Source organism: Paenarthrobacter sp. YJN-D (assembly GCF_015040335.1).
GTDB classification, from domain to species: domain Bacteria; phylum Actinomycetota; class Actinomycetes; order Actinomycetales; family Micrococcaceae; genus Arthrobacter; species Arthrobacter nicotinovorans.
On the sequence record NZ_CP053549.1, the window covers coordinates 3410357 to 3428706 of the forward strand.

An 18350-nucleotide genomic window follows, 5' to 3' on the forward strand; every position below is an offset into this window, starting at 1 on the left:
CAACGTATTGCCGGGACCGAAGACCGGGCATCGGGGGTGGTCCCCCTACCCCATGCCCTGCCGTTAGGGGATTGCCGGGTTTTCCGTTAGGGGGCTGAGGGGGTCCCGCTTACGGAGGGGGGTACCCCTCCCCCAACGCCAGGCGCAGGCGGACCAGCAGCTCTGAACGGTTTTCCGCTCCCAAGCGACGCCGCATGCGCGCCACATGGTGTTCCGCGGTGCGGGGCGAGATGTAGATGGCCTCGCCGATCTCGCGGTAGGTCTTGCCTTCCAGGATGAGCCGGGCGACCTCGCGCTCCCTGGGGCTGAGCCCGGATGAATCCTGAACCCCCGGACTCCCGTACTCCCCGGCAAGTGCATGCAAGGAGACGTCAGCTTGTGAAGCGCCGGCCAGCTCCTGAGGCGGGGCCGATGGGGAAACCCCTTGGGGGTGGATGTCCCGGGCACAGGCAAGGAGCCGCACCATGTCCCGCCGCTCTTCGGCGTGCGCAGCGGCATGGCCGGCCAGCCGTGCGCCTTCCCAGGGCAATCCGACCGAGGCCAAACCACGGGCGGCGGTTTCGACGTCGGACGCTTCAAACCGTGCGGCCAGGACCGAAACCCAGGCTTTGCCCGCTGCGGCGAGCACGGACGCCAGGTGGCTGTGTTCGGAGGCACGCACCAGCGCAGCAGCGTGGGGAGCGAGTTCGGCCGGACTCTCGCTAAGAAGGGCTGCCTGCACTCCAGCCCAATGCAGGGGTACCGACCATAATGGGGCATCCCCCAGCCGGCCAAGGAAGTGCCAGACACCGTCCAGGTAATGCCCCACCCGGCGGGTCTCCCGCAACCGTGCGGCGGCGATCATGAGCTCTCCCCAGGGCAGGAGACTGAACAGGTCCACTGACACATGCATCATTGCCTCGCGGGCCCGCTCCCACGCCAGCAGCAGCTCGTGGACTTCGCTGCCCCGGCGTGCCAAACCGACATCCAATGCAGCCAGCAGGAAATCATCCCTGGGCGCCAGGGGCCAGTGGTTCGCTTTCACTGCTTCGTTGATGGCCAAGCGGGCTTCGTCCGGGTTGTCCTGCTGCATGGCGGTCCAGGCCTGCAACAGGAACAGCCTGGGACGGGCCGTATTGCCGCCCTGTCCGGCGGCAAGCGCTGCCTTGAGGACCATATCGGCGATGCCGGCTTCCCCGGTGTGGAGGGCGCACAGCGCGGCAAGGGCCGCCGGTGTCTCCACAAGGGGAATCGACGTGCCGGCCGCGTTCATCATGTCGGAGGCCCTGATGAGCTCGGGCAGTGCGATTTGCGGCGTGGGTCCCAGTGTTTGACGAAGTCCCTGCTGGGTCAATGACAGAGCCACAGCCAGGAGTGTAGGTGAGCCCTCCGGCGAGGCAGCCGCCAACTGACCGGCGCCCGCAACGTTGCCTGAACCGATCATGGCCACGGCTGCAAGGGGCGCCGAACCGTCGATCCTATCCCGCCCCAGCCAGGTGTAGGTGTCCGCGCTCCGGGAGAGCATGCCCCGCTGTGCCCAAACAGCCGCAGCAACGTCAACTCCCAGGCGGATGTGAGGGGCCTCCGGTGTTGCCAGGAGCCGGTCCACTATCCTGCCGGCAGTGTCCAGATCGCCCAAGGCCGCCGCTGCCTGCGCCCGCCTGGCCGCCGTGGTGGTCTCCTGTCCTCCGGCGAGAAGTGCTTCTGCATAGAGTTCGGCCGCCAGGCCGGGCTCGGAGTCCAGAACCCCCTCCGCGGCACGCTCCAGCTCCGCGACGATCCGTGGATCCTGGAACCCGTTCTGCGCAAGCTGCCGGGCGACGTCGCCCAAGGGACGGCCCTCTGCCGCGGTCCTGTCCACCAGTTCCCTCTGCAGGGCCCGGATGCGCGCCGGCGGTGTGCTCGAAAGCAAGGCATAGTGGACGGTCCCAACCACTGATCCATCAGGCGATATCAGCCCGGCGTCCTTTGCCACGTGGATGACCGAGTCCAGGTCTTCGCGGTGTTCAAGGCTGCCGGGCAGAAGGGAGTGGAGGGAAAAACCCAAGGACAGCGCCAGCAGCAACTCCTGGACTGCGGCGGGCTGACCGGGCAGTTCAGGGCCCGGCGCCTCCCCCGGGGCGTCGGCCGGGAGGCCGGACGGCTGCTCATCCCGCCCGGGCGGAAAATGCCGCGGCCGGTGGTCCTGTCCCGTCATGGGTCAGACCGCCGGAGTCAGTGCTGGATCCGGGGCCGGACTTGTCTCTGTTGGCAGGGGCTCCGGGGCGACTGTGGCCGGCGGGATGGTGGGCTCAGGCTGCACTGTTGGTTCAGGCGACGGTGGAGCAGGGTCCTGGGTCACTGTGGGTTCTGGCTGCGGCACCGTGGGTACCGGCGATGGGGTAACCGGGTCCGTCGGTATGACAGGTGGCGTGGAAGGATCGGTTACCGGCGGCGGCACAGTGGGTGGCGTCGTTGCCGGTGGTGGTGTGGGTCCGCTGGCGGCCCCGCCTGTAGGCTCCGGGGTGGGCGTCGCCGCCGGAGGGTTGCTGGAGCCGCTTCCGGGAGTCTCCGGCGTCGTGGATCCAGTGGCCGCACCGCCTGTCCCGGCCGCACCGCCTGTCCCGGCCGCACCGCCTGTCCCGGCCGCACCGCCTGTCCCGGCCGCACTGCCTGCTCCGCCGGTACCGGCTGTCTGGCCTTGGGCAGCCCCCGATCCCGCACCTGAGCCGCTTCCCGTGCTTCCCGACCGTGCCGGGCTCTTTCCGCTCCCGGTCCCCGCCCGCGTCACTCCAGCGCGGGCACTGGCCTCAAGTCCCGCCGTCGGACCTCCCACCGCCGGTGCCGCACCCGAGGCGGCACCGCCCCCGCCGTTGGCTTGGGCTGCGGCAACCGGCGAGCCGTCGCCGCGCATGACGTCGGCAGCCTGGTTTCCGAACATGGACGCCAGAATGCCGCTGCCTTCAGGGCTCTGCGCCGCCGTGGCGGTGGCAATGGTCAGCGCAGTTGCTGCTGCAACCGCCGCTGCGGCCAGGCGGACGTGGGAGCGGTGTGCGCCCCCGGGAGCGACCGCGGCTTTGACGGCACCGAGGTGGGGCCTGGAGCCGGCGACGTGCGGCCGCGCGGTCTTCGCCCGCTTGGCAACGCCACGTCCTTCCATCACCGTCGCCGGGGCAGCCTCAGCTTCGGCCGCTTCCAGGTCTGCTGCAGTTGCGGTACCCAGACCCGCGACAGCGGCGCCAAGGCAGATGGACGACTTGGGATCGGCATCGACGGCGATCGGACGGTCCAGTTCCACCGAAATCATTTCCGCCACCAAGGGAATGCGGGACGAGCCGCCGATGAGCAGCACGGTACTCAGGTCCCCGGGCTCAAGGTGGATGCTGCGCAGGCTCCGCTCGAGAGCGTGCACGGTTTCCCGGATGGACGCCTCGATCAGGGCCTCGAACTCGGACCGCACCAGCCGCAGGGTCCGCTGGGTTCCCGGCAGCGCGACGGCGATACTGGCCTCGCTGTCCATGGACAGCGCTTCCTTGGCTTCGCGGCACTCCCGCCGCAGCCTGGATAACGCTGCCTTGCTTTCCGGCGCCTCCGGCTCGAGTCCCTCCAAGGCGTCCCCGAGGTGACCCATGACGTGGCGCAGAACGGCGGCGTCGAAATCGGCGCCGCCAAGGGTTTCAATGCCGTCGGGACGGCCCAGGAGTTCGAAGCTGCCAGCGCCCGCCTTGCGCAGGACCGCGGTATCAAACGTTCCGCCGCCAAGGTCATACACGGCGATGGTGCTGCCGTCCTCCACGCGGGTTTGGGTGGCGTAGTGCAGGGCGGCGGCAACTGGTTCGCTGATCAGGGTGACATCGTGCAGGCCCGCAACGTTCAACGCGGCGAGGACCGTCGAGGTACGGTGCGCGCCCCACGCTGCGGGGTGCGTCATGATGATCGACGATGGCAGGCTCCCCTCCCGCTCTTCGGCCCTGTCCACCACCCATCGGGCCATGGTGGCGTACACGTCCTCGGGCGACATCCAGCCCTCACCCACAGCGAGTGGAACGGAGTCGCCTATACGGCGCTTGAATTCCCTGACCATCCGCCGGGGATCGTCCAGGCCCCGGCGTTCAGCCGCCTCGCCCACCAATATCCGGCCGTCGTCCGCGTAGAAAAGCACCGAAGGCACAGTGCTTCCATGGATCCCGAGGGGCAGGATTTCAGGCGTGGGTGCGGCGCTCCGCCCAGGCTTGATAAGAGCTGCGGCGGTGTAACTTGTCCCGACATCAATGGCGAGAACATAGCTCATGGGTACCTCGAGAGTTCACATGGCACGACGCAAGCGAGCTGCTTCACTAGCGGGTCTTGAACAAGTTAGCACCTGCTCCGGACACGCAAAAGGCTTAATTGCTACACCGAATTGTCAATTTCCCGAGGCCGCTGATGACTATTGAAGTAAAGCTCCTGCTCAGCGCCGGATTGGACCTTAGAGGCCGGAGTAGGAATGCAAGCCGTTGAAAACGGTATTTACCAACGTGAAGTTGATGATGACGCAGGCGTATCCGACGATTGACAACCACGCTGCACGGGTGCCTGTCCAACCACGGGTGGCACGGGCGTGCAGGTAGCCTGCGTAGACAACCCAGATCACGAAGGTCCAGACTTCCTTGGGATCCCAGCCCCAGAACCGGCCCCAGGCCTTCTCGGCCCAGATGGCGCCGAACATGAGCGTGAACGTCCAGCCAATGAAGGCGATCGCGTTGATGCGGTAGGACAGGTTCTCCAGGCTCAGGGCGTTGGGAACCACGCGCATGAAGGCCAGGTTGTCTGCGCGGCCGGCCGCCAGGTTCTTCTGCCGGTACGACTGCAGCAACTGCAGGACGGACATGGCGAAGGTCAGGGTGAACAAAGCGGATGACAGGACCGCGATGGAGACGTGGATGATGAGCCAGTAGCTCTGCAATGCGGGGACCAAGTGGCCAACCGGGGTCCAGAAGGACACCGACGCAGCCACCAGCATGATGATAGCCAAGCCCAGCACGAACGTGCCGAGGAACCGCAGGTCGCGGCGGATCAGCGTGATCAGGAAGACGGCCACGGCAACGAAAGCGCCCGTGGTGAGGAATTCATACATGTTGCCCCACGGCACGCGGCCGGCGCCCAATGCCCGGGTCACCACTCCTGCGCCGTGAATCAGCACGCCAAGCACCGTCAAGGCCACTGCCACGCGAGCGGGAACGCGCCGTTCGGCCGTGTACCGCATGTCGCCTGCCGCAGTCCCGCCTGCATGGGTGGGGCCCGACGTCGGACGCTCGGCCCGGCCGGCCGGCCCGCCGGCGTCGGGACCTGACAGGGCAGCCCCAACGCGACCGGCTGCAACGCTGACCTTTTCGCTGGTGGACCTGGCTGCTGCCTTCAAATCCACTGCCTGGAAGGTCTTGCTGCTCTTCGCCAGATCCCAGGCAAAGGCGATGAACGCCACGGTGTACGTGCCGGCGGCCAACAGCATGAACAGCTCGCTGTACTGGCCCAGGGTTTCGTTGATGGCTGGCATTACTGGTCCTTCGAGGTTGAGGAAGAGACGATTCGAGGTGCGGGAGGCTCCGGTGATTCCGGGAGGTTCCATTCGCGGGCAAAGATTTCACGCAGTGCTGCGGCTTCTCCGGCGAGGCGGTGGTCTTCACCGCGTGCCAGCAAGCCGTACTCCACCATGGTGCGCCCGTCCTGGTGGGTTCCGGTGCGGACCCAGACCCGGCGGCGGTTGACGTAAAGGGAAACCATCAGGCCACCCACCGCCAGGAGGCCGAAGATAAGGGCGTACAGCTGGCCGGGGTTGTGGTGGATGTCAACGCCGATGTACTTCTTGACACTGTCGAAGGTGATGCTTCCCTTACCTTCGGGCAGAGTTGCGGTCTGGCCCAAACCGAGCACGATGCCGCCGGCCTCGAGCTTGCGCCCGTTCAGCTGGGTAAGGTTCTTGACGTCCAGTTCAAAGACATTCTGGGGGGTTCCCTCATCCAGGCCCAGGTCGCCGTAGTAGGAATCCAGGTTCAACTGCGGGTTGGCCAAAGCGGGGTCGGCACTGAAGGAGATTCCTTGTTCCGACTCGAAGGCGGTCGGCAGGAAGAAGCCGTTGAAGCCAAGCTGGTCGGGAGTGCCGTCCGGGACCTTGATGACCACGGACGAGTAGTAGTTGGCTCCCTGGACCTTCGCGGTGACGGGACCCTGGAAAGCCACGTTACCGTCGCCGTCCCGGACCGTGACCACGGGTGCATAGCCGTTGCCCGTGAGGTACAGGCTTGTTCCGCCCAGGGAAATGGGGTCGTTGACCTTCAGCACTTCCTTCCGCTCGGGCGCGCCTGGGTCTTCCTTGGTGGTGACCTCGGCCGTGTAGTCGATCGGCTGGCCGGTCTTCTTGGGCGACTCCCGGTCGAACGTTGCCTGGAACTTGTCCAAACGGACCGAGTACGGCTGAAGCGAGCTGCTTTGGAAGTTGGTGCCCGGGGTGAACTGGTCATAGCCAACCAGGGTGTTGACGAAAGTTTCGCCTTCGACCAGGATGCGCTGGCCGCTGTATCCGAACAGGCCGCCGATGGCCACGGACACCAGCACGCCGATCAACGAGGTGTGGAACACCAGGTTGCCGACTTCCTTCAGGAAGCCACGCTCGGCACCCAGGGACGGCAGGGCGCCGTCGGCGTCGCGTACGTCGACGCGGTAACCGCGCTTCTTGAGCAGCCCGGCGGCATCGTTGATGGCTTTCGACGCCGGGATCCCGGCGTCGGCGGGCAGCGCCAGGGTGCCGTACTCCGGAAGCCGCGAAAGGCGCTTGGGAGTGCGCGGCGGCTGCGACTTCATGGCTTTGTAGTGCGCAATGGCGCGGGGGGTCACGCAGCCGATCAGCGAAATGAACAGCAGAATGTAGATGGCCGAGAACCAGGCGGACGAATAGACGTCGAACATCTGGAGGGCATCCAGGAACGGCCCGGTTGCAGGGTTGTTCTTGATCCACTCAGTGACCGTGACAGGGTTGGCGGCGCGCTGCGGGAACAGCGAACCCGGCACTGCACCGACGGCCAGCAGGAGCAGCAGGAACAGCGCTGTACGCATGCTCGTCAACTGGGTCCAGGCCCACCTGAGCATGCCCTTGAATCCGAGCACGGGTACCGCGGCCTCAGACTTGGCCTGCTGGAGTTTTCCTTCCGCTGTGGTGGCGCCTTCAGCGGATGGTGACTTCTTCTTGGCTTTCACGGACTCGCTCATCAGATTGGCAACTTCACGTCATTTTGGAACCAGTACTGCAACCCGGTCACCCACTGGCCCCACACACCGGTGGCCATCAGGATGCCGAGCAAAATCAGGATGCCTCCGCCGATCCGCTGGATGGCCAAACGGTGCTTGCGGAAGAAGGACATGACACCCATGCCCCGGCGGACGGCCAAGGCGATCAGGAGGAACGGGATGCCCAGGCCAAGGCTGTAGATGAACGCCAGGAGCGCACCTTTGGCCGCCGACGATCCGCCGGACAAGCTCAGCAACTGTACCGCGGAGTAGGTCGGGCCAATGCATGGTGCCCAGCCCAAACCGAACGTGAGTCCAAGCAGCGGCGCACCCCACAGTCCGGCCGGCGGTTTGGCGTGGATCTTGGCATCACGCTGAAGCCAGCCGAAGCCGCCCATGAACACGACGCCCATGACGATCACCAAAAGGCCCAGCAGCTGCGTGATCCAGGCGTTCTGCGGGCCCGTCAGCAGTGTGCCGAGCTGGCCGAACGCACCACCCAGGAGCACGAAAATTACGGAGAACCCGAGGACAAACAGCCCGATCCCCGCCAGCATCCGGCCACGCCGCTGCTTTTGCAGGTCGACGCCGGTCAGCCCGGTGACGTACCCCAGGTACCCGGGTACCAACGGCAGCACGCACGGCGAGAGGAACGAAACCAGCCCGGCCAGCAATGCGACCGGCACGGCCAGCAGCAGGGAACCGTTGAGGATGGTCTCGGCGAAAGGACTGTTCACGGCGACTACTCGGCCACGGCTGAGGTGATGAGGGCCTTCAAGGTGCTCTTTTCAATCTCGCCAAGCACGCGGGAGGCAACTTTGCCTTCCTTATCAAGGACCAGGGTTGTGGGGACAGCACCGGGCGGAACGATGCCGGACACGGACAGCAGCACGGACCCGTCCTTGTCGTTGAAGCTCGGGTAGGTGAGGTTGAACGTCTTGTCGAAGGCCTCAGCGGTGGCCTTTTCATCGCGGAGGTTCACGCCGAAGAACTGGACGCCCTGGTCCTTGAATTCCTGGTGCAGCGCTTCAAGCTGCGGCGCTTCGATCCGGCAGGGAGCGCACGCAGCAAACCAGAAGTTCAGGACCGTGACCTTGCCCTTGAGGTCCTCGGGCTTGACTTCATTTCCGTTGAACAGAGTGCCCTTGAGGGCTACGGGCGCTGCACGGTCGGCTTTGGCGAATTCCGTCACCGAGCCGTCGCCGGCCACGTAGTTCTTGTTGTCGCCCGCCTTTGCCTGCTCAGCAAGGGAGTCCTTCTGGGCGCACGCGGAAAGTCCCATGGTCAGTCCCGCCAGCAGGACACCGCCGGCGGTAAGAACGCCTCGACGTGAAAGGTTGTTGTCCATGTCTTCCTATGCCCCCGGAGTGCTGGCCGCACCGGGAAGCAGCGCGGCGGCAGGTTCGCTGTACTCAACCCGGATAATCCGGCCGTCGTCGTCGAGCGTCAGGGACGTAAGCGACGTCAAAGTGCATTCACGTTTACGGGGATCGTGCGCCAGGCGACGACCCTCAGCCGTGAGCCGCGTCGACCAGATCGGCAGCTGGTGGCTGACCAGGATGGCCTCGGCGCCGTCCCCGCCAAGTTCGATTGCCTTGACGCGGGCATCCTCAACTGCAGCCAGCACGCGGGCTGCCTGCTCCTTGTACGGCTCGCCCCAGGAGGGCCGCATCGGATTCCGGAAGTAGAACCAGTGCTTGGGCTTCAGGAACTCACTCTTGGTGGGGTGGAGTCCCTGGAAGTGGTTCTCGGCTTCAATGATGCGCGGCTCGACCGTGATTTCGAGGTTCAGTGCTTCCGCCGTCGGCATGGCCGTCTCCTGGGCACGCGTCAACGGAGAGGCCACCAGATGGACTATCTTCGCACCCTCGGCGGCGCGGGCAACAAAGTGGTCGGCCAGCATACGGGCCATCTCCCGGCCACGCTCGGAGAGGTGGAACTCCGGCAGGCGACCGTAGAGGACGCCGTCGGGATTGTGGACCTCGCCATGGCGAAGCAGATGGACAGTTGCTTGGGGCATGTTTACCAGTTTCTCAAAGAAGCGGGGCGATCCGAAATCTTCTACCGCAAGTAGAACTCAAAGTTTTCCGTAAATGTTCCGTGGAGTTGGAATAAAAGATGCATATGCATGTTTATACTAGACACGAAGCTCGGTTGACGCTTCAAGCAATTGGTTCAACCGGGCAAGCACGCAGTACCCTCCACTACCTATAGGAGCAACAACCATGATGACCCTCCCCGCTTCCGTCACTACCGGCACCTGGACCCTCGACGCTTCCCACAGCGAGATCGGCTTCACCGTCCGCCACGCAGGCATCAGCAAGGTCCGCGGCCAGTTCAAGGACGCTTCGGCCACTTTGGAAGTCGGCGAAACCCTGACGGACTCCAAGGTCTCCGCAACCATCCAGACCGCCAGCTTCGACTCCGGCGATGTCAACCGCGATGGCCACGTCAAGGGCGAAGACTTCTTCGACGTCGAGAAGTTCCCGGAAATCACCTTCGTGTCCCGCCACGTCAAGGCCAACGGAAACAGCTTCGACCTCGTGGGCGATCTCACAATCAAGGGCGTCACCAAGGAGGTCTCCATCGAGACCGAATTCAACGGCGTTGCAGTAGACCCGTTCGGCAACACCCGCGCAGGCGTCTCGGGTGAAACCACCATCAGCCGCAAGGACTTCGGCCTTACCTGGAACGCAGTCCTCGAAGCCGGTGGCGTCTTGGTCAGCGACAAGGTCGTCATCAACCTCGAACTCGCGTTCATCGCTCCGGCCGCAGCCTGATTCCAGAACACCCCGGACGGCGTCCCTGCCCAGCTTCGCGCTGCAGGGGCGCCGTTTCGCATACACATGAGTCACCCGGCCATTGTTCGGCAAACACCCTGTATTTAGCTGCGAGTTGGCTCGGAATTTCCTATGCAACCTTCAACCTGCGGTCTACAGTGATGCCATGAGTACCCCAGATGAAGCACCTCAGCCACAGCAGCCCGGCGCCCAGCCACCGCAGCCAGGCAATGTTCCTCCTGCGGGCTACCAACCTCCCGGCGGTTACCAGCCACCCCAAAGCGGATCTGTTCCGCCAGGTGGCTACCAAGGGCAGCAAGGTTACCAACCTCCCCCTGCCTACCAGCAGCCGGGACAACCCGCCTACACAGCACCGGCCGGCCCGAACCCCGCACCGCCCGCCGGACTCGGCTATAACGCACCTCCGCGGAACGTCTTCGGTTTGGACTTCAACAACATCGCCCAGAGATTCCGTGACACCACGGGCGTCCCGAAGACCCTCACCACGTCCTACTGGCTGTGGATTGCCGCAGCGGCACTGGGCGTCATCGCCAACTTCGCCAATATCTTCATCTACCGCGACTACTTCGGAGCCCTGGCCATCGGGACGGGGATCTTCAACTTCGTCTTCAGCATCATCATGGCCGCCGTCTACGCCTTCATCGCCATCCGCATGAAGGAGGGCGCCCGGTGGGCCCGGCTGGTCCTCTCCATTTTGGGCGGCTTCGCGGTCTTCTCCCTGCTGTTCCTCCTGATCACTTTCAACCTCGGGCTGCTCAGTTCAGCGGCCGCTGTTGCCGCAGCAATCATGATGTGGCTCCCGGAATCGCAGAAACACTTCGTTTAGCACTTGCTGAGCATGAAGGCCGCGGCCGGATCCCCTGGGATTCCCGCGGCCTTCATCATGAAGACGTACGCCAACATGATGATTTTCCCTGCCCTCTTGAAATTCCTGCGTGTGGTATGCAGCGGCGCGGGACCCTGGGGGTACGGTGGAAGCAGAACCACGCTGGGGGCAGGGTCACTTTGCTGATCCCGGCGGCCGTACCTGCAGTCGAACAAGCAAAGGAATGCCATGAGCAACCCTCCATACCCGCCGTCGAACCCGGGCGACTCCAACCAGCCTGAGCAGCCGGGCACGCAGCCCGCTGCACCACAGTACGGCCAGCAGTCCCCACCGCCGGCAGCTCCGCAATATGGCCAGCCTGCAGCACCGCAGTACGGCCAGCCTGCAGCACCGCAGTACGGCCAGCAGTCCCAGCCGCCAGCGGCCCCACAGTACGGCCAGACCGGCGCTTCGCCCTATGGCCAGGCGCCCCAGTACGGTCAGGACACCAACTGGCCGAGCCAGCAGCCGGGTCCTGCCACAGTCCCGCAAATGGTCAACATCGCCTTCTGGTTGATTGTCGGCGCAGGCGCAATCTGGCTGATCTCCATCCTTATTTCCATGGCGGCACTGAACGACCCCTCCTTCAGGAGCATGTTCGAAGACCAGATGTCGGCCGGCGGCGCCGCGGATGTCCGCTTTGAAGACGTCCAGGGCTTCATCGTCGGCGTCATGATTGCACTCGGTGTCATTGGTGCCGGCCTGTACGCACTCGTTGCCATCAACGTCCGCAAGGGCAAGAACTGGGCTCGCATCCTCGGCACGGTCCTCGCCGCGCTCTCGATCTTTGCCCTCGTGCCGCTCAGCCTGGCGACGCTTTCAGCACTGCTCGGAATCGTAGCGATCGTCCTGCTGTACCTGCCGGCGTCGGCTCCGTACTTCCGCAAGACACCGCAGTTCGGAAACCCGTACCAGACTCCCTCCGGACGCTAAAGCGACAGGGTTCCAAACACACCACTACGGGCGCGGACCCGGCGAAGGCTAAACAGCCTGGCCCGGGGTCTGCGCCCGTTGTGCGTGGTAGGCAAGAATCTGCAGCTCCGTGGCCATGTCCACTTTCCGCAGATTCACGTGCGGCGGAACTTGCAGGAGCACCGGCGCAAAGCTCAGGATGCTCCTGATGCCGGCGGCAATCACCCGGTCACACACTGCCTGCGCCACCGTGGCCGGCAGGGCAAGCACCACCATGTTCGTGTGGGTTCGCTCCAGGACCCGCTCAAGTTCGGCTGAGTCGCTGACGCGCAGCCACCCTACCTCGTTGCCTATCACCATGGGGTCCGCGTCGAAGATGGCTACGACGTCGAATCCCCTGGACTCGAAGCCGCCATACCGGGCCAGGGCCTTGCCGAGGTTGCCGGCACCGACGATGGCGACTTTCCAGTCATGGGTCAGACCCAGCGCCGCGGCGATGTGACGGCTCAAGTACTGGACTTCATAGCCGACCCCGCGCGTGCCATACGAGCCTACGTATGAGAGGTCCTTGCGGAGCGTGGAGGAACTGACGCCTGACGCCTCGGCCAGCGCTTCGGAGGAGACGCGCTCAACTCCTTCGGCCAGGAGCGAGTTCAGCGCACGCAAATAGAGGGTCATCCGGGCCACAGCCGCGGGCGGGATCTGCTTAGCCGCAGGTTCGTTGTCCCCGGATAGTGCTTCCGCGGACGGTTCCAGCGCAGTCACGGTATTCTCCATTGCGTCGCTTTGTTGTTCCACTCTATGACCCCCGGGCCGGACTCAACAAAAGCCGCTACATACGGGCAAGGCCACCCTCAGCCCTCCAGGGCCTTCTTCAAGGTGCGGGTCAGCCGGGCCTCGTCGATCTTCCAAAAATCGCGCTGGACACCGTTCACCAGCACCACCGGAATCTCTTCCGCGTAGCGCTCCTGAAGTTGGGGATCGGCGTCGATCCGCTGTTCAGACCAGCTCAAGCCGAGGCCCGCAGTAACACGTTCGACGGCGGCGCGGGCGTCCGTGCAGAGGTGGCAGTCAGCTTTGGTGAGGAGGACGACGTCGGGAGTAGCCATGTGATTAACGGTAACCGCCCCGCGATCCTCCCTCACACCCCCCCCCCCTCAACCCAACCCTCCCTCACACCCCACCCCCTTCAACCCAACCCTCCCTCACACCCCACAGGTAAGGGCGTTCGAGTGCGCCCTCAACGCGGGGTACCCGCCATTGACTAGACTCAAGGCATGCCCGAGGAGAAGAATGTCGCCGTTGCCGCTGCTGCCCAAGCGCAGAAGCACAGCGGCGAAGCTGCTTTCTTCGACGTCGACAACACGTTGATGAAGGGTGCGAGCCTCTTCCACGTCGCACGCAAAATGTATGAACGCAAAGCTTTTACCTTGCCGCAAGCGGCCGGGTTCGCCTGGAAGCAATTTAAGTTCGTGATGCGCGGCGAGAACATGGAGGACGTCCATGCCGTTCGCGACTCGGCCTTGACCCTGGCGGCCGGCATCACCGTAGATGACATCAAAGCCCTGGGCGAAGAGGTCTACGACGAAATGATCGAGTCCCGGATTTGGCCCGGAACGAAGGCTCTCGCAGAGCAACATCTCAGGGTGGGCCGTAAGGTCTGGCTGGTGACGGCGACGCCGATCGAGGTTGCCACCGTAATTTCCACCCGGCTCGGGCTCACCGGCGCATTGGGGACCGTGGGTGAAGTGCATGAGGGCATGTACACGGGGAAATTGGTCGGAGACATCCTGCACGGACCGGCCAAGGCGGTCGCCGTGCAGTTGGTCGCCGACCGGGAGGGCCTGGATCTGGACCACTGCTGGGCCTACAGCGATTCCGCCAACGACATCCCGCTTTTGACAATGGTGGGGCACCCCGTCGTCATCAATCCTGACGCCAAGCTGCGACGCCATGCCCGCGACAACAACTGGCCCGTATACGACTTCCGGTCCGGCCGACGCGCGGCAACCCTCGGCCTCAAAGCCGCCACCGTCGGAGGGGCGATCTACGGCCTGTGGCGCGGCTTCTCACGATTCCGCGGCCCCCGCCTCTAGCGTCGCCAAACCCTCCCTCACATCCCCACTGCTTGAACCAAACCCTCCCTCACATCCCCACTGCTTGAACCAAACCCTCCCTCACATCCCCACTGCTTGAACCAATCCCTCCCTCACGTCCCCGGATGAGGGCAGACCCGCCTGTGGATAACTTCTGCGCTCACAGCCGGATCCGGGTAACAATGCCGTATGCAGATACCGAAACCCGTTCCGTCCCAGCTGGGATCCGCTCCGTTCACTCTTGACGAGGCCAAGGCTGCCGGTCTCGCGCCGCGCAATCTCTGGAACCGCGTCAGCATTGAAGCAGTGAGTAAAGGTATCTACCGGCCGTCGGACTGGGACTTCGACCTTGAAGCAGCTGCCCGATCGCTCTCGGTCGCGAGTCCAGGGGCCTGGATTTCGCACGTCACTGCCGCCCGGCTGCACGGCTTGCCGCTCCCTCCGTGGCTCGCCGATTCCAATGAGCTGCACCTGAGCAAGCCTCGAAATCTGCCGGCCGTGCGGCGAAAGGGCGTCTCCGGGCATAGCGTCGTAGTGGCGGAGAGCGAGGTCGAGTTGGTCCGAGGGTTTTGGATCAGCACCCGGTCCCGGACCTGGCTGGATTTGGCCCGCATATTGCCGTTGAAGGAACTCGTCTGCGTCGGAGACCAACTCATCCGCGTACCCAGGCCCGAATTTGAACAACGGGACACAGCGTTTGCAACCATTGCTTCCCTCCGCTCGATGGTGGAGCTCCACAAGAACCTTCAAGGTGTTGTGCGGGCTCGGGAAGCAATCGACCTGATGCGGGTAGGCGCTGACTCAGCCCCCGAGTCGCTGCTTCGTCTTGCGATGCTTGACGACGGTCTTCCGGAACCCGAACTGCAACTTCGGCTCCGGCCGGCCGATCCCCTTTCCCCTTCTGCCGACCTCGGTTACCGGGAGCGTCGGATCGCTATCCAGTACGACGGCGGCCATCACCTCGCGGAGGAGCAGATCTTTAGCGATCGGCGCAGGGATAAAGCGTTCGGGGCTGCCGGGTGGACGGTTCTCATCTTCGGGAAGGACGACCTCGCAGACAATTTCGCAAACGCTACCCGGCAGATAAAGAGGGCGTTGCGGCAAGGATGGGTAGACCCCGCAGTCCGTTCCGGCTTCGCACGGCCCCGGACGTGAGCAAGCGCCACACCCAAACCCGCGGAACGTGAGCAAGCGCCACACCCAAACCCACGGAACGTGAGCAAGCGTCACACCCAAACCCGCGGGATGTGAGCAAGCGTCACCACCAAACCCACGGAACGTGAGCAAGCGTCACACCCAAACCCGCGGGATGTGAGCAAGCGTCAGGGATGCAAAAATGCCCGCCACCTCGAGAGGCAACGGGCATTCACGCTTGATGAAGTATCTCTACTTCTTATTGCGGCGCTGGTGGCGAGTCTTGCGAAGCAGCTTGCGGTGCTTCTTCTTGGCCATACGCTTGCGGCGCTTCTTAATAACTGAACCCACGAAAGTTCCTTACAAACTAGAAGTTCCTGTCTGTTGGAACACATCCGCGGAAGCAGACAAGTACAACTGACAGATTCTTACATTGACGTAAAACGTTCCTTAACAGAGTACCGCTTCAAAGGGGTACCCCATGACCACGGTCCGTTGGACGGACCCCGGCAGCCTCAGGCGGTCTCGGATTGTCCGTCCACCACAGCACCTTTGAGGTACTGGGCCACGGCTTCTTCGGGGACCCGGAAGGAGCGGCCAAACCTGACGGCCGGCATTTCCCCTGAGTGGACCAGGCGGTACACGGTCATTTTGGAAACACGCAAGACGTCGGCCACTTCAGCCACCGTCATGAATCGCGCATTCGAGAAGTTGGTCTCCGCGGACATTTCCCATATTCCTTTGCTCTCAGCCGACTAGGACACCCCCAGGAAACGGTGTGACGATGCTGAGCCATCAAACAACCATGTGCTAGATACTCTAGAGGCTGATGGGGCCTATGTGAAAGCCTTTCGACGAAGTGGGATACTACTCCCCCGAGACTTCCCGGCGCTTCCGGGCTGAGGCCGCGAGCTGCTCCAGCACCGAAGCGGTGACATCCCATTCCATGCAGGCATCAGTAACGCTCTGGCCGTACACGAGCTCCTGTTCACCGGCCAACTGCTTGGCAACATCCAGGTTCTGCGCACCGCCCACCAGGAAACTCTCCAGCATGATGCCGGCAATCGGGGAGGAAGCACCTGCTTCGAGCTGGGCTCCGATCTCCAGGGCGACCTCTGCCTGGCGGTGGTGGCTCTTGCCGCTGTTGGCATGGCTCGCATCAACGATCAAGCGCGGGTTGAGTCCCTTGGCCGCCAGTTTCGCGGAAGCCGCTGCTACATCGTCCTGCGAGTAGTTCGGTCCCTTGCGTCCGCCGCGGAGAATCACGTGCGTGTCCGGATTGCCGGAGGTCGCCACGAGGGCCGCCCGGCCGTCGTCGTCGATTCCCAGGAAGGCCTGTTCAGCGGCCGAGGCGCCGCAAGCGTCGATGGCAACCTGGAGGTCGCCGTCGGTACCGTTCTTGAAGCCGATCGGCATGGACAGGCCCGAGGCGAGCTGGCGGTGGATCTGGCTCTCGGTGGTGCGGGCACCGATGGCACCCCACGAGACCAGGTCAGCCATGTACTGCGGGCTGATGGGCTCCAGGAATTCGGTGGCTGTGGGCAGGCCCAGGGCGGTGACCTGCTTCAGGAAACCGCGGGCGGCACGAAGGCCTGCAGCGATGTCGTGGCTGCCGTCCAGGTGGGGATCGTTGATGAGCCCTTTCCATCCGACGGTGGTGCGCGGCTTTTCGAAGTACGTACGCATCACGATCAGCAGGTCTTCCTTGTGCTTCTCGGCCTGGCTGACCAAGCGGCGGGCGTATTCAAGTCCGGCTTTGGGATCGTGGATGGAGCAGGGCCCCACGATCACCAGCAGGCGGTCGTCGACGCCGTCCATGATGGCGCGGACCTGGTCACGGCCACGGTCGACGACGGCTGCTGAGCGGGCGTCCAGCGGCAACTCGGCGATGAGGTCCTGCGGGGCCGGAAGTGGCTCGAAGCGGGCAACCCGCAGGTTGGAGGTGGCGGGCTGCGCGGCGTCCGTTGCGGCTGCGGAATCGAGCGCTTCGATGGATTCGGGGGCGGTGCTGGTCATGTCTGGGTCCTGTCCGGGATACGGAGCGGGCCCCTTTTCAGAACCCGCCGGATATGGCGAAGGGCAGAGAATCATCTCTGCCCTGTTGGCTCTGAAGGAAAGTTGGATGCGTGTCAGTTAGACGCGGGCCCCTCCAGAGCCAACGAAAAATACGCATACCAACGGTTTGTCATAGCCACACCATAACCGCGCCCGATCAAACCCGGCAAATCGTGTTCATCATGATGACAAAAGTTTGCGCAGGAACTGCAACTGCTTGATCCAGTGGTGTTCCTGGCCGCCTTCATGGTTGTTGAAGCGGTAAACCTCGATGTCCTTGGCGGGCTCGCTGCCCTTCGCCCGGGAATCAGTGCCGTAGTTGTTGTAGCTCGCGAACACCGTGGACGGCGGGCAGATATCGTCCATTTGGGCTGCTGAGAACAGCGCCGGGACGCTTGCCGCCCGGCCAAGGTGGACGCCGTCGAAGTAGTTGAGCACCGCCAGCATGGGCTCGTAACGGTCGCGGTGGCGGCCCAGGAAACCGGCGATCTCCGGGTACGGACCACGCGGGGCGATGTCGATGGCGCGCGGGAAGTCCTGTAGGAAGGGGACGTCGGGCAGCGCGGCTATGACGCCGTCGAGCCTTCCGGCCGTCAGCCCGGCAGCCGCCACAGTGATGCCGCCGCCTTGGCTTATGCCGGTGAGGACCACCGCGGAAGGGTCGACGGCGGGATGGTTCTGTGCCGCCTCTACCGCGCGGAAGGCGTCGACGTAGACCCGGCGGAAGTAGTAGTTGTCCTGGTGGTCGGCACCGCGGGTCATCAGGCCCGCATAGTTGACCTCGCCGGCTGACGGGTGGGGATCCGGGGTATCCCCGGCGACACCACCGTAGCCCTGCCCGCGGGTGTCCATGATGAAGTGCGCATAGCCGGCCTGCGCCCAGCGGGTGTTCTGGTTGACCAGGCCGCGACCGCCCGAGTAGCCGATGTATTCCACCACGACCGGGAGCTGCTGCCCGGCCTCAAGGTGGGCGGGCACGTGCAGCCAGCCTCTGATCCGGTCTCCCCCGAAGCCGGAGAACGTGACATCGAACGTGTCGATCACGCTGAGGTAGTTGTCCACCGGTTCGAACGCTGCATCGAGCGGAACCGTGCGGGCTTCGGCGATGGTCCGGTCCCAGAATTGATCCAGGTCGGCCGGCGGGAGCGCTGGTGAGACGTACTCGCGGAGTTGCTCGAGGGGGAGGTCGAAGAGAGGCATGGGGACATCCTACGTCATGGCTTTGAGGGCGACGCCACCGGGCAAAGCCGACTTTTTTGAATCGTT

At 64.1% G+C, this 18350-nt stretch carries 18 protein-coding genes; 5 read left to right on the forward strand and 13 right to left on the reverse strand.

The features are described 5' to 3' along the window. Positions 1-109: 109 nt before the first annotated feature. From HMI60_RS15755 to HMI60_RS15785, 7 genes are all read right to left on the reverse strand, one after another. Complete coding sequence (locus tag HMI60_RS15755; RefSeq protein WP_193589954.1) at positions 110-2176, reverse strand: LuxR C-terminal-related transcriptional regulator; 2067 nt, start codon at positions 2174-2176, stop codon at positions 110-112. A gap of 3 nt (positions 2177-2179) precedes the next feature. Next, the gene (locus HMI60_RS15760) at positions 2180-4249 is read right to left on the reverse strand and encodes an Hsp70 family protein (protein WP_193589955.1); all 2070 of its coding nucleotides are present in this window, start codon (positions 4247-4249) and stop codon (positions 2180-2182) included. 177 nt (positions 4250-4426) lie between these two features. Then, positions 4427-5494: a c-type cytochrome biogenesis protein CcsB gene (gene ccsB, locus HMI60_RS15765; protein ID WP_018776971.1), complete on the reverse strand. Its 1068-nt coding sequence runs from the start codon at positions 5492-5494 to the stop codon at positions 4427-4429. Continuing rightward, positions 5494-7203: a cytochrome c biogenesis protein ResB gene (locus HMI60_RS15770; protein ID WP_193589956.1), complete on the reverse strand. Its 1710-nt coding sequence runs from the start codon at positions 7201-7203 to the stop codon at positions 5494-5496. The genes ccsB and HMI60_RS15770 overlap by 1 nt, the downstream gene beginning before the upstream one ends. After that, complete coding sequence (locus tag HMI60_RS15775; RefSeq protein WP_018776973.1) at positions 7203-7958, reverse strand: cytochrome c biogenesis CcdA family protein; 756 nt, start codon at positions 7956-7958, stop codon at positions 7203-7205. The genes HMI60_RS15770 and HMI60_RS15775 overlap by 1 nt, the downstream gene beginning before the upstream one ends. Before the next feature lie 5 nt (positions 7959-7963). Then, a complete protein-coding gene (locus tag HMI60_RS15780; RefSeq protein WP_055971202.1) occupies positions 7964-8569 on the reverse strand; it encodes a TlpA disulfide reductase family protein in 606 nt (201 codons plus the stop codon). Between the two features lie 6 nt (positions 8570-8575). Continuing rightward, on the reverse strand, positions 8576-9241 hold the full coding sequence (locus tag HMI60_RS15785; RefSeq protein WP_026267053.1) for a histidine phosphatase family protein: 666 nt from the start codon (positions 9239-9241) through the stop codon (positions 8576-8578). 208 nt (positions 9242-9449) lie between these two features. Between HMI60_RS15785 and HMI60_RS15790 the strand changes: the two genes are divergently transcribed. The 3 genes from HMI60_RS15790 to HMI60_RS15800 all read left to right on the forward strand — a co-directional run bounded on the left by HMI60_RS15790 (position 9450) and on the right by HMI60_RS15800 (position 11820). Next, positions 9450-10001, forward strand: coding sequence for a YceI family protein (locus HMI60_RS15790; RefSeq protein ID WP_026267054.1), 552 nt, complete (start codon positions 9450-9452; stop codon positions 9999-10001). A 166-nt stretch (positions 10002-10167) separates the two neighbouring features. After that, positions 10168-10848, forward strand: coding sequence for a hypothetical protein (locus tag HMI60_RS15795; protein WP_144027583.1), 681 nt, complete (start codon positions 10168-10170; stop codon positions 10846-10848). Positions 10849-11076: 228 nt separating this feature from the next. Further along, the gene (locus HMI60_RS15800) at positions 11077-11820 is read left to right on the forward strand and encodes a hypothetical protein (protein ID WP_018776980.1); all 744 of its coding nucleotides are present in this window, start codon (positions 11077-11079) and stop codon (positions 11818-11820) included. Positions 11821-11868: 48 nt separating this feature from the next. Here the strand turns inward: HMI60_RS15800 and HMI60_RS15805 are convergent, their stop codons facing one another. Beyond that, positions 11869-12576, reverse strand: a complete 708-nt coding sequence (locus tag HMI60_RS15805) for a redox-sensing transcriptional repressor Rex (protein WP_039242779.1) — start codon at positions 12574-12576, stop codon at positions 11869-11871. Between the two features lie 77 nt (positions 12577-12653). Then, positions 12654-12908 (reverse strand): glutaredoxin family protein, encoded by a 255-nt coding sequence (locus tag HMI60_RS15810; RefSeq protein ID WP_018776982.1) that lies wholly within the window; start codon positions 12906-12908, stop codon positions 12654-12656. 168 nt (positions 12909-13076) lie between these two features. Between HMI60_RS15810 and HMI60_RS15815 the strand changes: the two genes are divergently transcribed. Both HMI60_RS15815 and HMI60_RS15820 read left to right on the forward strand, forming a co-directional pair. Then, positions 13077-13895 carry an HAD family phosphatase gene (locus tag HMI60_RS15815; protein WP_018776983.1) on the forward strand — a complete coding sequence of 273 codons (819 nt, stop codon included), beginning with the start codon at positions 13077-13079 and terminating at the stop codon, positions 13893-13895. 189 nt (positions 13896-14084) lie between these two features. Beyond that, the gene (locus tag HMI60_RS15820) at positions 14085-15050 is read left to right on the forward strand and encodes a DUF559 domain-containing protein (RefSeq protein ID WP_055971192.1); all 966 of its coding nucleotides are present in this window, start codon (positions 14085-14087) and stop codon (positions 15048-15050) included. A 231-nt stretch (positions 15051-15281) separates the two neighbouring features. Here the strand turns inward: HMI60_RS15820 and HMI60_RS15825 are convergent, their stop codons facing one another. The 4 genes from HMI60_RS15825 to HMI60_RS15840 form a co-directional block, all read right to left on the reverse strand. Beyond that, positions 15282-15380, reverse strand: coding sequence for a 30S ribosomal protein bS22 (locus HMI60_RS15825; RefSeq protein ID WP_003792170.1), 99 nt, complete (start codon positions 15378-15380; stop codon positions 15282-15284). A gap of 164 nt (positions 15381-15544) precedes the next feature. Beyond that, positions 15545-15757, reverse strand: a complete 213-nt coding sequence (locus HMI60_RS15830; protein WP_017199160.1) for a helix-turn-helix domain-containing protein — start codon at positions 15755-15757, stop codon at positions 15545-15547. 139 nt (positions 15758-15896) lie between these two features. Beyond that, complete coding sequence (locus tag HMI60_RS15835; RefSeq protein ID WP_039242783.1) at positions 15897-17045, reverse strand: 3-deoxy-7-phosphoheptulonate synthase; 1149 nt, start codon at positions 17043-17045, stop codon at positions 15897-15899. Positions 17046-17264: 219 nt separating this feature from the next. Beyond that, on the reverse strand, positions 17265-18284 hold the full coding sequence (locus HMI60_RS15840; protein ID WP_193589957.1) for an acetylxylan esterase: 1020 nt from the start codon (positions 18282-18284) through the stop codon (positions 17265-17267). Positions 18285-18350: the final 66 nt, after the last annotated feature.

What these genes read in the sequence shown, in the direction of transcription:
- HMI60_RS15755 (WP_193589954.1), bottom strand. Translation starts at nt 2,176, where the DNA reads ATGACGGGACAGGACCACCGGCCGCGGCATTTTCCGCCCGGGCGGGAT.
- HMI60_RS15760 (WP_193589955.1), bottom strand. Translation starts at nt 4,249, where the DNA reads ATGAGCTATGTTCTCGCCATTGATGTCGGGACAAGTTACACCGCCGCA.
- ccsB (WP_018776971.1), bottom strand. Translation starts at nt 5,494, where the DNA reads ATGCCAGCCATCAACGAAACCCTGGGCCAGTACAGCGAGCTGTTCATG.
- HMI60_RS15770 (WP_193589956.1), bottom strand. Translation starts at nt 7,203, where the DNA reads ATGAGCGAGTCCGTGAAAGCCAAGAAGAAGTCACCATCCGCTGAAGGC.
- HMI60_RS15780 (WP_055971202.1), bottom strand. Translation starts at nt 8,569, where the DNA reads ATGGACAACAACCTTTCACGTCGAGGCGTTCTTACCGCCGGCGGTGTC.
- HMI60_RS15785 (WP_026267053.1), bottom strand. Translation starts at nt 9,241, where the DNA reads ATGCCCCAAGCAACTGTCCATCTGCTTCGCCATGGCGAGGTCCACAAT.
- HMI60_RS15790 (WP_026267054.1), top strand. Translation starts at nt 9,450, where the DNA reads ATGACCCTCCCCGCTTCCGTCACTACCGGCACCTGGACCCTCGACGCT.
- HMI60_RS15795 (WP_144027583.1), top strand. Translation starts at nt 10,168, where the DNA reads ATGAGTACCCCAGATGAAGCACCTCAGCCACAGCAGCCCGGCGCCCAG.
- HMI60_RS15800 (WP_018776980.1), top strand. Translation starts at nt 11,077, where the DNA reads ATGAGCAACCCTCCATACCCGCCGTCGAACCCGGGCGACTCCAACCAG.
- HMI60_RS15805 (WP_039242779.1), bottom strand. Translation starts at nt 12,576, where the DNA reads ATGGAGAATACCGTGACTGCGCTGGAACCGTCCGCGGAAGCACTATCC.
- HMI60_RS15810 (WP_018776982.1), bottom strand. Translation starts at nt 12,908, where the DNA reads ATGGCTACTCCCGACGTCGTCCTCCTCACCAAAGCTGACTGCCACCTC.
- HMI60_RS15815 (WP_018776983.1), top strand. Translation starts at nt 13,077, where the DNA reads ATGCCCGAGGAGAAGAATGTCGCCGTTGCCGCTGCTGCCCAAGCGCAG.
- HMI60_RS15820 (WP_055971192.1), top strand. Translation starts at nt 14,085, where the DNA reads ATGCAGATACCGAAACCCGTTCCGTCCCAGCTGGGATCCGCTCCGTTC.
- HMI60_RS15830 (WP_017199160.1), bottom strand. Translation starts at nt 15,757, where the DNA reads ATGTCCGCGGAGACCAACTTCTCGAATGCGCGATTCATGACGGTGGCT.
- HMI60_RS15835 (WP_039242783.1), bottom strand. Translation starts at nt 17,045, where the DNA reads ATGACCAGCACCGCCCCCGAATCCATCGAAGCGCTCGATTCCGCAGCC.
- HMI60_RS15840 (WP_193589957.1), bottom strand. Translation starts at nt 18,284, where the DNA reads ATGCCTCTCTTCGACCTCCCCCTCGAGCAACTCCGCGAGTACGTCTCA.